We start from the raw sequence: 14355 nt of genomic DNA, 5'->3' as shown, positions 1-14355 counted from the left end.
AACCAAAAAGCGATTCCTGCGATAATCCGCCTGCCCTGTGACTGGAGTCGCAGCGTTTTCCGTTAGTAAGGGTTTTGTCCAGATGCGTAAATCTATGAGCCCCGTCGCGGTTAACAACCTCACAAAAACCCTACAATTTCAGACAGTACATATTGGCTAAGGAGCAGTGATATGCGTGTTACTGGTTTAACCCCGCAAGATCTCAAGGCTTATGGTATTCACGACGTCCAGGAAATCGTCTACAACCCCGATTACGATACGCTGTATCAGGAAGAGCTCAATCCAGCACTGGAAGGATACGAGCGAGGTGTGTTGACTAACCTTGGTGCTATCGCCGTCGATACCGGTATCTTTACCGGTCGTTCGCCGAAAGATAAATACATCGTCCGAGACGAGACCACCCGCGACACACTGTGGTGGGCTGATAAAGGCAAAGGGAAGAACGATAACAAACCGCTCTCTCCGGAAACCTGGCAGCATCTGAAAGGGCTCGTTACCCATCAACTTTCCGGTAAGCGTCTGTTCATCGTTGATGCTTTCTGCGGCGCTAACGCCGACACCCGCCTTTCCGTGCGGTTTATCACTGAAGTGGCCTGGCAGGCGCATTTCGTGAAAAACATGTTTATTCGTCCTGACGACAAAGAGCTGCAGGATTTCACCCCTGACTTCATCGTGATGAACGGGGCGAAATGCACGAACCCACAGTGGAAAGAGCAGGGTCTTAACTCCGAAAACTTCATTGCCTTTAACCTGACCGAGCGTATTCAGCTGATCGGCGGTACCTGGTACGGCGGCGAAATGAAGAAAGGGATGTTTTCGGTGATGAACTACCTGCTGCCGCTGCGCGGTATCGCCTCCATGCACTGTTCGGCAAACGTCGGTGAAAAAGGGGATGTGGCGGTGTTCTTCGGCCTGTCCGGCACCGGTAAAACCACCCTTTCTACCGATCCGAAACGTCGTCTGATTGGCGATGACGAGCACGGCTGGGATGATGACGGCGTGTTTAACTTCGAAGGGGGCTGCTACGCGAAGACCATTCGCCTGTCTGAAGAAGCGGAGCCAGATATCTTCCATGCCATCCGCCGCGATGCGCTGCTGGAAAACGTCACCGTGCGTGCCGATGGAACGATCGACTTCGACGATGCTTCGAAAACCGAAAACACCCGCGTGTCTTACCCTATCTACCACATCGACAACATCGTGAAGCCGGTGTCAAAAGCGGGCCACGCGACGAAGGTGATTTTCCTGACGGCAGATGCGTTCGGCGTGTTGCCTCCGGTGTCCCGCCTGACCGCCAGCCAGACGCAGTACCACTTCCTGTCTGGTTTTACCGCCAAACTGGCCGGTACCGAACGCGGCGTGACGGAGCCAACGCCAACCTTCTCCGCCTGCTTCGGCGCAGCGTTCCTGTCGCTGCACCCGACGCAGTACGCGGAAGTGCTGGTTAAACGCATGCAGGCGTCCGGTGCGCAGGCGTACCTGGTGAATACCGGCTGGAACGGCACCGGCAAACGTATCTCCATCAAAGATACCCGCGCCATTATCGACGCCATTCTGGATGGTTCACTCGATAACGCCGAAACCTTCACGCTGCCGATGTTTGATCTGGCAATCCCGACGGCGCTGCCGGGCGTAGAGACCCGTATTCTCGACCCACGCAATACCTACGGTTCACCGGAGCAGTGGCGTGAGAAAGCAGAATCGCTGGCGAAACTGTTTATTGAGAACTTCGAGAAGTATACCGATACCCCGGCAGGTGAAGCGCTGGTGAGTGCGGGACCGAAGCTGTAACAGCTGACCCGACCTGCAAAAAAAAGGGTGGCTTTTGCCACCCTTTTTTAACTCTCTCTCACCTGCCCGCGCGTCACCGGCACCGGTAACCATGCGCGAATGCTTAAACCGCCCCGCTCACTGGTCCCAATCTCCAGCAAGCCGTTATGGTTATCTACAATACGCTGCACAATCGCCAGGCCTAAGCCGGTTCCGCTGGTACTGCGCGCGCTATCGCCCCGCACAAACGGCTGGAACAGATGCTTACGCTGCTCTGGCTTAATGCCCGGACCGTCATCTTCGACCTGGAACCAGGCGCGGTTGAGCTCAGACCCGCTGCTGACTTTAATCCAGCCATTGCCATAACGGGCCGCGTTAACCACCATATTGGCCACCGCACGTTTAATGGAAAGCGGGTGCATCCGCACCTGAATTTCACCGGCCTGAAGGTCGGTATCGATTTCCCGCTCGTAGCCGCTTTCCGCCGCGACCACTTCACCGAGTACCGCATTCAGATCGGCCATCTCCATCGGCATCTCCTGCCCGGTACGCAGGTAGTCAATGAACTGCTCAATGATGGCGTTACACTCTTCGATGTCCTTGTTAATGGACTCCGCAAGATAACCATCCTCTTCGCCCATCATCTCGGTCGCCAGGCGGATACGCGTGAGCGGCGTGCGCAGGTCATGGCTCACGCCCGCCATTAGCAGCGTACGGTCGTCTGCCAGCTGCTTCACGCCGGCCGCCATATGGTTAAAGGCCCGCGTCACGGAACGCACTTCTGAGGCGCCGTACTCACGCAGTGGCGGAGGAATAATCCCTTTACCGACCTGCAGCGCAGCGTGCTCCAGGTCGACCAACGGTCGGTTCTGTATACGAATAAACAGCCACGCGCCGCCTATCGCCAGCAGCATAATGGCAAGGGTGTAACGGAACAGCGGTGAGAAGTCACCCTGATGAATTTCGGTCAGCGGGACGCGCACCCAGATATTGGGTGACAGCCAGGTTTTCAGCCAGACGACCGGCGAGCTTTTGTTGACCTCAACGCGCACTTCCGTCGGGCCACCTAACTGCTGCGCCATCTGCTGGCTGAGGAACTCATAATGCTGCGCCCAGCGCAGGCCAGCGTCTTCTGCCGCTTCGTTGGAGTAAAGCGAAATACCCAGCTCACGGTAGATTTCACGGCGAAACGCCGGGGGAACAACTAACTGCGTGCCGTCCTCCAGTTGCAGTTTATCGGTCATCAGCATACGCACTTCGTATGCCAGAACCTTATTGAACTGCTGGAGGCTCGGCAGGATCGCAAAGTTCAGCACCACCAGATAGGTTGTCACCAGGCTGACGAACAGCAGGGTGACAATCAGTAACAGCGTACGGGCAAATGAGCTTCGCGGAGAGAAGCGCATTCGCCTCATGCTTTAGCGCCGTCCGGGACAAACACGTAGCCCAGACCCCATACGGTCTGAATATATCGAGGATGCGCCGGATCTTCTTCCACCATGCGGCGCAGACGGGAGATCTGCACGTCAATGGAACGTTCCATTGCGGAGTATTCACGGCCGCGCGCCAGGTTCATCAGCTTGTCACGTGAAAGCGGCTCACGCGGGTGGCTGACCAGCGCTTTCAGCACCGCGAACTCACCGCTGGTGAGCGGCATAGGTTCATCTTCACGGAACATCTCACGGGTACCGAGATTCAGCTTGAACTTACCAAACGCAATCACCGCTTCTTCCTGCGACGGTGCGCCAGGCAGTTCGTTCGCCTGACGGCGCAGCACGGCGCGAATACGGGCCAGCAGTTCCCGCGGGTTGAACGGTTTTGGAATGTAGTCGTCAGCGCCGATTTCCAGACCAACGATGCGGTCAACCTCTTCCCCTTTCGCCGTCACCATGATGATCGGCATAGGGTTGCTCTGGCTACGCAGACGGCGGCAGATGGAAAGCCCGTCTTCACCAGGCAGCATCAGGTCGAGTACCATAAGATGGAATGATTCGCGGGTCAGCAGACGGTCCATCTGCTCAGCGTTGGCCACGCTACGAACCTGGAAGCCCTGCTCGGTCAGATAACGCTCAAGCAGCGCACGCAGGCGCATGTCGTCATCCACGACCAGAATTTTGTAGTTCTCTTGCATTGTGTGTACTCCCAAAGGTTCGGATAGTCTAATAACAGCGTATTCTAAAAAAGTGCACGTGTTCGACCAGCTAATTCTGGTATAAATTCTAGTCGAAATTGTTACAAAGCATATTTAACAGCAGCTTATCTGCACATTTCATCACATAAATCATTATTAACGTTGTCTGTTAGACTACGTGATACGTAATGTGCGCAAAGAATGCAATGATGTCGAGTCTTAAGGTCACCCCATGAAAACGCCCCTGATCACCCGCGAAGGGTATGAGAAACTCAAAAAAGAGATGGATTACCTGTGGCGCGAAGAGCGTCCTGAAGTGACCAAGAAAGTGACCTGGGCCGCAAGCCTGGGCGATCGCAGTGAAAATGCTGACTACCAGTACAACAAAAAACGGTTACGTGAAATCGACCGCCGGGTCCGCTATCTGACCAAATGCCTTGAGAACCTCAAAATAGTGGATTACTCCCCACAGCAGGAAGGCAAAGTGTTTTTCGGCGCGTGGGTCGAGATTGAGAACGACGATGGCGACACCCTGCGTTTTCGTATCGTCGGCTATGACGAAATTTTTGGTCGTAAGGATTACATCTCTATCGACTCACCAATGGCCCGTGCGCTGCTGAAAAAGGAAGTGGGCGATTTGGCCGTCGTGCAGACCCCTGGCGGCGAAGCCAGCTGGTACGTCAACGAAATTACGTACGTTAAATAGTCCGAGAGCGCCCTCCGCGGCTGGCATTTTGCCGTGTCAGCCCGTATAACTATCCCCTGATTTTTTCGACTCAACAGATGATAAAGCCATGATGAAAGATTCGCTCTGCCGCATTATTGCGGGTGAACTTCAGGCCAGAGCCGAACAGGTAGAAGCTGCCGTTCGCCTGCTTGATGAAGGGAACACCGTGCCGTTTATTGCACGTTATCGTAAGGAAGTCACCGGCGGTCTGGATGACACGCAGTTGCGTAACCTGGAGACCCGTCTCGGTTACCTGCGCGAACTGGAAGACCGTCGTCAGGCGATCCTCAAATCCATCGGCGAACAGGGAAAACTGACCAGCGAGCTGGAAACCGCAATCAACGGCACCCTGAGCAAAACCGAACTCGAAGACCTTTATCTGCCGTACAAACCGAAGCGCCGTACCCGTGGACAGATTGCCATTGAGGCAGGCCTGGAGCCGCTGGCCGAACTGCTGTGGAACGAACCGTCCCACGACCCGGAAACCGAAGCCGCGAAGTTTATCGATGCCGATAAAGGGGTTGCAGACACCAAAGCCGCACTCGACGGCGCGCGCTACATTCTGATGGAGCGCTTCTCCGAAGATGCCGCCCTGCTCGCGAAAGTGCGTGACTATCTGTGGAAAAACGCCCACATCGTCTCTACCGTGGTCAGCGGGAAAGAGGAAGAAGGCGCCAAGTTCCGCGATTATTTCGATCATCACGAACCCATCTCTACCACCCCTTCACACCGCGCGCTGGCGATGTTCCGCGGCCGCAACGAAGGCGTGCTCCAGCTCTCCCTGAATGCCGACCCACAGTTTGACGAGCCACCAAAAGAGAGCCACTGCGAGCAGATCATTATCGACCACCTCGGCCTGCGCCTGAACAACGCGCCGGCAGACAGCTGGCGCAAAGGCGTGGTGAGCTGGACGTGGCGCATCAAGGTGTTGATGCACCTCGAAACCGAACTGATGGGCACCGTGCGTGAACGCGCCGAAGACGAAGCAATCAACGTCTTCGCCCGTAACCTGCACGACCTGCTGATGGCCGCACCTGCCGGCCTGCGCGCCACCATGGGTCTCGATCCGGGTCTGCGTACCGGCGTAAAAGTGGCCGTGGTTGACGGTACCGGCAAGCTGGTGGCTACCGACACCATTTATCCGCATACCGGCCAGGCGGCGAAGGCTGCCGTCGTGGTTGCGGCGCTGTGCGAGAAATACAACGTGGAGCTGGTGGCCATCGGCAACGGTACGGCCTCCCGTGAAACCGAGCGTTTCTACCTCGACGTGCAGAAACAGTTCCCGAAAGTCACCGCACAGAAAGTGATTGTCAGCGAGGCGGGCGCTTCCGTCTATTCGGCGTCTGAACTGGCCGCCCTGGAGTTCCCGGACCTGGACGTTTCCCTGCGCGGTGCGGTTTCTATCGCCCGTCGTCTGCAGGATCCGCTGGCGGAGCTGGTTAAGATCGACCCGAAATCCATCGGCGTCGGCCAGTATCAGCATGACGTGAGCCAGACTCAGCTGGCCCGTAAGCTGGATGCGGTCGTGGAAGACTGCGTAAACGCCGTCGGCGTTGACCTGAACACGGCCTCTGTTCCCCTGCTGACCCGCGTGGCGGGCTTAACCCGCATGATGGCGCAAAACATCGTTGCCTGGCGTGATGAAAACGGCCAGTTCCAGAACCGCCAGCAGTTGCTGAAGGTGAGCCGTCTGGGGCCAAAAGCATTTGAGCAGTGCGCGGGCTTCCTGCGCATCAACCACGGCGATAACCCGCTGGATGCCTCAACCGTTCACCCGGAAGCGTACCCGGTAGTGGAACGCATTCTGGCCGCAACCCAGCAGGCGCTGAAAGACCTGATGGGCGACAGCAGCGCGCTGCGCAACCTGAAGGCGGTCGATTTTACCGACGAACAGTTCGGGGTGCCGACGGTCACGGACATCATCAAAGAGCTGGAAAAACCGGGCCGCGATCCGCGTCCTGAGTTTAAAACCGCGACCTTCGCCGACGGCGTTGAAACCATGAATGACCTGCTTCCAGGCATGGTACTCGAAGGGGCGGTCACTAACGTCACCAACTTTGGCGCATTTGTCGATATCGGCGTGCACCAGGACGGTCTGGTCCACATCTCTTCCCTTGCCGATAAATTCGTTGAAGATCCGCATACCGTGGTCAAAGCGGGCGACATTGTGAAGGTGAAGGTGATGGAAGTGGATCTGCAGCGTAAGCGTATCGCCCTGACGATGCGTCTGGACGAGCAGCCAGGTGAAACCAACGCGCGCCGCGGCAGTAACGGCGGCGGACGCGAGCAGCAGCGCCCGGCCGCAAAAGCGGCGAAGCCACGCGGACGTGACGCCCAGCCTGCGGGCAACAGCGCCATGATGGATGCGCTGGCGGCAGCAATGGGTAAGAAACGCTAACCGCATAAAAAAGGCCCGGTGATGCGTCACTCACCGGGCCGTTATCCCGCCGAAATTAATTGTAAAATATGAAACCGGTTGTATATCTATATTTCAACCACCAGTGATCACACTATTAACAAATAAGCCTTTCCTCTCCCTGCCGCAGAATCCGTAAATATTGAGCAAGGTCAAACAGGCCGTAAATTAATACCGCAAACAACATTCCGTCACAGTTTTATTATTGCTGATAAAAACTATTCTCATTATCATCCCATAGTAGATATTTTAACCTCTCGTGGAATCAGGCATTATGCAATTCACTCCAGACAGTGCATGGAAAATTACCGGTTTTACCCACGAAATTAGCCCGGCCTATCGACAAAAGCTGCTGTCGCTGGGCATGCTGCCCGGCTCGTCATTTCAGGTCGTGCGCGTCGCCCCGTTAGGTGATCCGGTGCATATCGAAACCCGACGCGTAAATCTGGTATTGCGTAAAAAAGATCTCGCATTAATAGAAGTCGAAGCCTTATCCCGATAACAAGCCAGCGGTTTCAGTGAGTCCAGAAAAATGAAAAAATTAACTATTGGCTTAATTGGCAATCCTAATTCCGGCAAGACAACGCTATTTAACCAGCTCACGGGTGCGCGCCAGCGCGTCGGTAACTGGGCTGGCGTAACGGTTGAACGTAAAGAAGGCCTGTTCTCAACAACAGATCACCAGGTCACGCTGGTTGACCTACCCGGCACGTACTCCTTAACCACGATCTCCTCGCAAACTTCGCTCGATGAGCAGATTGCCTGCCACTATATTCTTAGCGGCGACGCGGATCTGCTCATCAACGTGGTTGATGCCTCAAACCTTGAGCGTAACCTCTACCTGACGCTGCAGCTGCTGGAGCTGGGCATTCCCTGCATCGTGGCGCTCAACATGCTCGACATTGCAGAGAAACAGAAACTGCGTATCGACGTCGATGCCCTCTCCGCACGGCTGGGGTGCCCGGTCGTTCCGCTGGTGTCGACGCGCGCCCGCGGTATTGATGCCCTGAAACTGGCTATCGATCGTCACGCGGGCAATCGTAACGTTGAGCTGGTGCACTACGCCCAGCCGCTCCTGCGCGAAGCGGATCTGCTGGCGCAAGAGATGGACAAAAGCATGCCCGCAAAACAGCGCCTGTGGCTCGGCCTGCAAATGCTGGAAGGGGATATCTACAGCCGCGCCTATGCTGGTCATGCGGCAGATAAACTGGACGTGGTCCTCGCCCGTCTGAGCGACGAGCTGGATGACCCGGCCCTGCATATCGCTGATGCTCGCTATCAGGCCATCGCCGCGATTTGCGACGTGGTCAGTAACGCCCTGACGGCGGAACCGAGCCGCTTCACCGCGGCCGTAGATAAGGTTGTGCTTAACCGCTTCCTCGGTTTGCCGGTCTTCTTGCTGGTGATGTACCTGATGTTCTTGCTCGCCATTAACATTGGTGGCGCACTCCAGCCGATTTTCGATGCCGGTTCCGTTGCTATCTTTGTTCATGGCATTCAGTGGGTGGGTTACACCCTGCATTTCCCGGAATGGCTGACCATCTTCCTTGCCCAGGGGATTGGCGGTGGTATCAACACCGTACTGCCTCTGGTGCCGCAAATCGGCATGATGTATCTGTTCCTCTCCTTCCTTGAGGATTCCGGTTACATGGCGCGCGCCGCCTTCGTCATGGATCGCCTGATGCAGGCGCTCGGTCTGCCAGGCAAATCCTTCGTGCCGCTGATCGTGGGCTTCGGCTGTAACGTGCCCTCGGTTATGGGTGCCCGTACGCTGGATGCACCGCGTGAACGTCTGATGACCATTATGATGGCACCGTTTATGTCCTGCGGTGCGCGACTGGCTATCTTCGCGGTCTTTGCCGCGGCCTTCTTTGGGCAGCAGGGGGCGCTGGCGGTCTTCTCGCTGTACGTGCTGGGTATCGTCATGGCCATTCTCACGGGGCTGATGCTGAAACACACCATCATGCGCGGCGAAGCGTCGCCGTTCGTTATGGAACTGCCGGTCTACCACGTCCCCCATCTTAAAAGCCTGGTGATCCAGACCTGGCAGCGCCTGAAAGGCTTCGTCCTGCGTGCCGGTAAAGTGATTGTTATCGTGAGTATTTTCCTGAGCGCGCTGAACAGCTTCACCCTGAGCGGACAGGCTGCGGATAACATCAACGACTCCGCCCTCGCCTCCGTCAGCCGCGTCATAACCCCGGTCTTCAAACCGATCGGCGTCCATGACGATAACTGGCAGGCGACCGTCGGTCTGTTCACCGGTGCGATGGCGAAAGAGGTGGTCGTCGGGACCCTGAATACGCTCTACACCGCGGAGAACATCCAGGAGCAAGCGTTCAATCCGGCAGAGTTTCATCTCGGTAACGAACTGCTGGGCGCCGTCGAAGAGACATGGCAGAGCCTGAAAGACACCTTCAGCCTGAGCGTGCTGGCGAACCCTATCGAGGCCAGTAAAGGTGACGGCGAAATGGCAACGGGTGCCATGGGCGTGATGAGCGAGAAATTTGGCAGCGCCTCTGCGGCCTACAGCTACCTCATCTTTGTTCTGCTCTATATTCCGTGCATCTCCGTCATGGGCGCGATTGCCCGCGAGTCCAGCCGTGGCTGGATGGGCTTCTCCATTCTGTGGGGGCTCAACATCGCGTACTCGCTGGCGACGCTCTTTTATCAGACCGTTAACTTTAGCCAGCACCCGCGTTATAGCCTGGTGTGCATCCTGGCGGTTGTGCTGTTTAACGTGCTCGTTCTCGGCCTGCTACGCCGGGCACGCAGCCGGGTTGATATCAACCTGCTGGCAAACCGCAAAACGGTTGCCACCTGTTGCAACAGCCCGGCGGGCGACTGTCACTAAGGGGTAAGCCATGGCATCGTTGATTCAGGTACGTGATCTGCTGGCGTTACAAGGGCGAATGGAGGCGAAACAGCTGAGCCTCACCCTGCATACGCCACAGCCGATGATCGATGCCATGCTGGAAAGACTGGAAGCCATGGGAAAAGCGGTGCGTATTCAGGAAGAGGCGGAGGGCTGCCTGTCCGGCAGTTGTAAAAGCTGCCCGGAAGGAAAAGCCTGCCTCAGAGAGTGGTGGGCACTGCGCGCATAAAGCCGGGCATCGCTGCCCGGCATTAACGTATTACTTATAGACGTCCGCCGTTGCGCGCACGTTTTTGGTCTGTTTTTCGGCACTGGTGACGACGTAGTACTTCCCACCCAGCTCATCCGCTTTCTTAGACAGCTCTCTTTTGGCGTCCATCGGCGCGGTCGTGTCAGACGTAGAAATCTCACCAACTTTGGTCAGATTCATCCCGGCAACTTTATCTTTTTCCAGCTCTTGTGCCGCAAAGGCGCCAAATGAAAGTGACCCAATAACCAGAGAAGTGACGATACCTGTAACAAGTTTCATAGCCTGACTCTCCATAGGATTGTTGTTTTGATTATCGTAGGCAGAACAACCGCAACGACATCTGGAGTATGGTTGCGGTGTGAAACTTTTTCCAGGCTGGATAGAAAATAATCAGTCTAAACGTTGACTTAACGCAACGAGCGCTGAACAAAACTCCGCCGGATGAGAGATAAACGGCGCATGCGCGGCTTTGTTTATCACCAGAGACTCACTTTGTGGCCAGAGTGAATCCAGCACTGGAACCACTTTACGCGGCACCAGCCCGTCGAGGTAGCCGTAGATACGCAGGTGCGGCATCGCCAGCGCGGCCAGCGGCTCACGCAAATCGACGGTTTTGAGGATCTCAAGCCCCCCGTTAAGCACCTCAACGTCCGGCATCGGCAGGGAAAGCACGGTCTGCTTCAGCGCTCTGGCATCCTGACGCGCGGTGTCGGTTCCCATTGTCTGCAGGGCCAGGAAACGCTCAACGGTCCGCTGGAAGTCTTCGCTCAGCTGTTTCTGGAACCCGGCCAGCACATCCGGTTTTATGCCCGGCCAGTCGTCCTGCGCACTGAAGCACGGTGACGAGGCTACCGTGACCAGCGCACGCACGCGCTCGGGATGGGTCAAGGCAATCTGGCTCGCCACCAGCCCACCCAGGCTCCAGCCCAGCCAGATGGCGTGTTGCGGCGCAGCGTCCAGCACCTGCTGCGCCATCTCCTCAACCGACATTGCCCCAAAGCCGCGACTGCGGCCAAAGCCCGGTAAATCCACCAGATGCAGGGTAAATTGCGAGGTGAGTTCCCCGGTTATGCAATTCCATACTTCGGCATTCAGGCCCCATCCGTGCAGCAGCACAAGATGGCAATTTCCCGTCCCTACGGTCTGCCACCACAGCGTCTTCATCAGTTACTGTTCTCTTTTTTCACATGGAGGTTGCACATGTTAACAGTGCCTGGCTTGTGCTGGCTATGCCGGATGCCGCTTGCCCTCAGCACATGGGGCGTCTGCTCCGTTTGCACCCGCTCGCTGAAAAGGCAGGCGATGACGTGTCCGCAGTGTGGGCTAAATGCCACCGGCCGGGACGTTCCCTGCGGCCGCTGCCTGAAAAAAGCGCCGCCGTGGTGTGCCCTGGTGGCTGTGGATGATTATGTTGCGCCGTTAAGCGGCCTTATTCATGCGCTGAAGTTTGCCGGCCAGAGTGTGCTGGCGCGTCCCCTCGCCCGCCTGTTACTGCTGGCCGTTTTACAGGCGCGACGCACCCGCGGCCTGCCGAACATCGACATGGTGGTCAACGTGCCTTTATACCGTCGCCGACACTGGCGACGCGGCTACAACCAAAGTGACCTGCTCTGCCGCCCGCTCGCGCGATGGCTCGGTTGCCGGTACGACGCCCGTGCGCTCAAACGCGTCCATAATACGGCTATCCAGCATCAGCTCACGGCCCGGCTTCGCAAAAGGAACCTCAAAAATGCCTTTCGTCTTGAATTCCCGGTCAAAGGCCTCCATATCGCGATTGTGGATGATGTCGTCACCACAGGCAGTACCGTTGCTGAACTTTCCCGACTGCTTTTGCAAAGCGGCGCCGCGTCGGTTCAGGTATGGTGTCTGTGCCGTACCTTGTAGCCCTTCTTCAATGGGCGTATGATTATACCCAGGTAATTTAGTCAACTATTAGGCCAAAGCTATGATCCGTATTTCCGATTCTGCACAAGCGCACTTTGCCAAACTGCTGGCAAATCAGGAAGAAGGGACGCAGATCCGCGTGTTTGTGATCAATCCAGGCACTCCGAATGCAGAATGTGGTGTCTCTTATTGTCCTCCGGACGCAGTGGAAGCGACTGACACTGCCCTTAAATTTGAACAGCTCACGGCTTACGTTGATGAGCTGAGCGCACCGTATCTTGAAGATGCGGAGATCGATTTCGTCACCGATCAGCTGGGTTCTCAGCTGACCCTGAAAGCGCCAAACGCCAAAATGCGTAAAGTGTCTGACGATGCCCCACTGATGGAGCGCGTCGAGTACCTGCTGCAGTCTCAGATCAACCCGCAGCTGGCGGGCCACGGCGGGCGTGTTTCCCTGATGGAAATCACTGAAGACGGCCTGGCGATCCTGCAGTTCGGCGGCGGCTGTAACGGTTGTTCAATGGTTGATGTCACGCTGAAAGAAGGGATCGAGAAGCAGCTGCTGAACGAATTCCCGGAACTGAAAGGTGTGCGCGATCTGACCGAACACCAGCGCGGCGAGCACTCTTACTACTAAGCGTCCGCCTGCTTTTGCCCGGTGGCGCTATGCTTACCGGGCCTGCTTTCCCCTCCCTGCCTTGCCTCCCCATATGTTGACCTGCGTCTCATAATTCAAATTTAGCCCCCCAGGGTGATTCTCAACCACGACATGTTACCCGTATCATTCTCGTGGGCACTAAGCACCTTCATAACAGCCGACTAAACTTAATAGTTTCCAAGGCAACAGTATTAGTGCCGTTAACACTCTGTTCCCAGTTGGGACAATCGGAATTTGTCGTTGAAACAATGACGTTACCCATAACAATTCAAAGGCCAGGTAAATCATGCCATTAGTCATCGTTGCTATCGGTGTTGTGTTATTACTGCTCTTGATGATCCGTTTCAAAATGAACGGGTTTATCGCTCTGGTTCTGGTGGCACTTGCAGTCGGTCTGATGCAAGGGATGCCGCTGGTGAAAGTCATCAGCTCCATTAAAGCCGGTGTCGGCGGCACGCTCGGTAGCCTGGCACTGATCATGGGCTTTGGCGCTATGCTCGGCAAAATGCTGGCGGACTGTGGGGGCGCCCAGCGTATTGCCACCACGCTGATTGCCAAATTTGGTAAGAAGAATATTCAGTGGGCGGTTGTGTTAACCGGGTTTACCGTCGGTTTCGCACTGTTCTATGAAGTGGGCTTCGTGCTGATGCTGCCACTGGTGTTCACCATCGCAGCGGCAGCGAACATTCCACTGCTGTATGTCGGTGTACCGATGGCCGCCGCGCTGTCCGTTACGCACGGTTTCCTGCCACCACACCCGGGTCCAACCGCGATCGCCACCATCTTCCATGCCGATATGGGTAAAACCCTGCTGTTCGGTACGATTCTGGCAATCCCGACGGTGATCCTGGCCGGCCCGGTTTATGCCCGCTTCCTGAAAGGTATTGATAAGCCTATCCCGGAAGGTCTGTACAGCGCGAAAACCTTCACGGAAGAAGAGATGCCTGGTTTTGGCGTCAGCGTCTGGACCTCTCTGGTGCCGGTCATCCTGATGGCGATGCGTGCCGTGGCGGAAATGATCCTGCCAAAAGGCCACCCGTTCCTGTCCGTTGCCGAGTTCCTGGGCGACCCGGTGATGGCGACGCTGATTGCGGTGCTGATTGCGATGTTCACCTTCGGCCTGAACCGTGGTCGTTCAATGGATCAGATTAACGATACGCTGACCTCTTCCATCAAAATCATTGCCATGATGCTGCTGATTATCGGTGGTGGCGGTGCGTTCAAGCAGGTGCTGGTCGACAGCGGCGTGGATAAATACATCGCGGCCATGATGCATGAAACCAATGTGTCACCGCTGCTGATGGCGTGGTCTATCGCTGCGGTGCTGCGTATCGCGCTCGGCTCTGCAACCGTTGCAGCAATCACCGCCGGTGGTATCGTTGCGCCGCTGATTGCGACGACGGGTGTGAGCCCTGAGCTGATGGTTATCGCGGTAGGTTCCGGTAGCGTGATTTTCTCTCACGTGAACGATCCGGGCTTCTGGCTGTTCAAGGAATATTTCAACCTGACTATCGGTGAAACCATCAAGTCCTGGTCTGCACTGGAAACCATTATTTCGGTGTGTGGTCTGGTCGGGGTTCTGCTGTTGAACATGGTTATCTGATATCAAAAAGCCGGGTAGCTTGCGCTTACCCGGCTTTCTTCTCT

Annotated in this window: 13 protein-coding genes; 9 read left to right on the top strand and 4 right to left on the bottom strand. The window is 56.2% G+C overall.

Translation table 11 applies throughout. The features are described from left to right. Window positions 1-171 precede the first annotated feature (171 nt). Window positions 172-1791: a phosphoenolpyruvate carboxykinase (ATP) gene (gene pckA, locus ACMVME_RS19620; protein ID WP_014171961.1), complete on the top strand. Its 1620-nt coding sequence runs from the start codon at window positions 172-174 to the stop codon at window positions 1789-1791. A gap of 47 nt (window positions 1792-1838) precedes the next feature. Here the strand turns inward: pckA and envZ are convergent, their stop codons facing one another. Then, window positions 1839-3185, bottom strand: coding sequence for a two-component system sensor histidine kinase EnvZ (gene envZ / locus ACMVME_RS19615; protein WP_014171962.1), 1347 nt, complete (start codon window positions 3183-3185; stop codon window positions 1839-1841). Continuing rightward, window positions 3182-3901: a two-component system response regulator OmpR gene (gene ompR / locus ACMVME_RS19610; protein ID WP_006177890.1), complete on the bottom strand. Its 720-nt coding sequence runs from the start codon at window positions 3899-3901 to the stop codon at window positions 3182-3184. The genes envZ and ompR overlap by 4 nt, the downstream gene beginning before the upstream one ends. 232 nt (window positions 3902-4133) lie before the next feature. On the opposite strand from ompR, the gene greB reads away from it, so the two are divergent. The 5 genes from greB to feoC all read left to right on the top strand — a co-directional run bounded on the left by greB (window position 4134) and on the right by feoC (window position 10145). Then, window positions 4134-4607 carry a transcription elongation factor GreB gene (gene greB, locus ACMVME_RS19605; RefSeq protein WP_014171964.1) on the top strand — a complete coding sequence of 158 codons (474 nt, stop codon included), beginning with the start codon at window positions 4134-4136 and terminating at the stop codon, window positions 4605-4607. A gap of 88 nt (window positions 4608-4695) precedes the next feature. After that, window positions 4696-7026, top strand: a complete 2331-nt coding sequence (locus tag ACMVME_RS19600) for a Tex family protein (RefSeq protein ID WP_025202857.1) — start codon at window positions 4696-4698, stop codon at window positions 7024-7026. Between the two features lie 292 nt (window positions 7027-7318). Next, the gene (gene feoA, locus ACMVME_RS19595; RefSeq protein WP_020884570.1) at window positions 7319-7546 is read left to right on the top strand and encodes a ferrous iron transporter A; all 228 of its coding nucleotides are present in this window, start codon (window positions 7319-7321) and stop codon (window positions 7544-7546) included. 30 nt (window positions 7547-7576) lie between these two features. Then, window positions 7577-9895 carry a Fe(2+) transporter permease subunit FeoB gene (feoB, locus tag ACMVME_RS19590; RefSeq protein WP_068795412.1) on the top strand — a complete coding sequence of 773 codons (2319 nt, stop codon included), beginning with the start codon at window positions 7577-7579 and terminating at the stop codon, window positions 9893-9895. A gap of 10 nt (window positions 9896-9905) precedes the next feature. Beyond that, window positions 9906-10145 (top strand): [Fe-S]-dependent transcriptional repressor FeoC, encoded by a 240-nt coding sequence (gene feoC / locus ACMVME_RS19585; RefSeq protein ID WP_014171968.1) that lies wholly within the window; start codon window positions 9906-9908, stop codon window positions 10143-10145. Window positions 10146-10175: 30 nt separating this feature from the next. On the opposite strand, the gene ACMVME_RS19580 is transcribed toward feoC, so the two are convergent. Both ACMVME_RS19580 and bioH read right to left on the bottom strand, forming a co-directional pair. Then, window positions 10176-10445, bottom strand: a complete 270-nt coding sequence (locus ACMVME_RS19580; protein WP_020884569.1) for a YdgH/BhsA/McbA-like domain containing protein — start codon at window positions 10443-10445, stop codon at window positions 10176-10178. Between the two features lie 111 nt (window positions 10446-10556). Next, window positions 10557-11330, bottom strand: coding sequence for a pimeloyl-ACP methyl ester esterase BioH (bioH, locus tag ACMVME_RS19575; protein WP_044867735.1), 774 nt, complete (start codon window positions 11328-11330; stop codon window positions 10557-10559). A 36-nt stretch (window positions 11331-11366) separates the two neighbouring features. Between bioH and gntX the strand changes: the two genes are divergently transcribed. The 3 genes from gntX to gntT all read left to right on the top strand — a co-directional run bounded on the left by gntX (window position 11367) and on the right by gntT (window position 14311). Next, the gene (gene gntX, locus ACMVME_RS19570) at window positions 11367-12050 is read left to right on the top strand and encodes a DNA utilization protein GntX (RefSeq protein ID WP_044867734.1); all 684 of its coding nucleotides are present in this window, start codon (window positions 11367-11369) and stop codon (window positions 12048-12050) included. Window positions 12051-12111: 61 nt separating this feature from the next. Further along, on the top strand, window positions 12112-12687 hold the full coding sequence (gene nfuA / locus ACMVME_RS19565; protein WP_003861601.1) for a Fe-S biogenesis protein NfuA: 576 nt from the start codon (window positions 12112-12114) through the stop codon (window positions 12685-12687). Window positions 12688-12994: 307 nt separating this feature from the next. Next, window positions 12995-14311, top strand: coding sequence for a gluconate transporter (gene gntT / locus ACMVME_RS19560; RefSeq protein WP_014171973.1), 1317 nt, complete (start codon window positions 12995-12997; stop codon window positions 14309-14311). Window positions 14312-14355: the final 44 nt, after the last annotated feature.

The organism is Enterobacter cloacae complex sp. 2024EL-00711 (assembly GCF_047529885.1).
GTDB lineage: Bacteria > Pseudomonadota > Gammaproteobacteria > Enterobacterales > Enterobacteriaceae > Enterobacter > Enterobacter ludwigii.
This window is presented reverse-complemented; position numbering and strand designations above follow the sequence as displayed.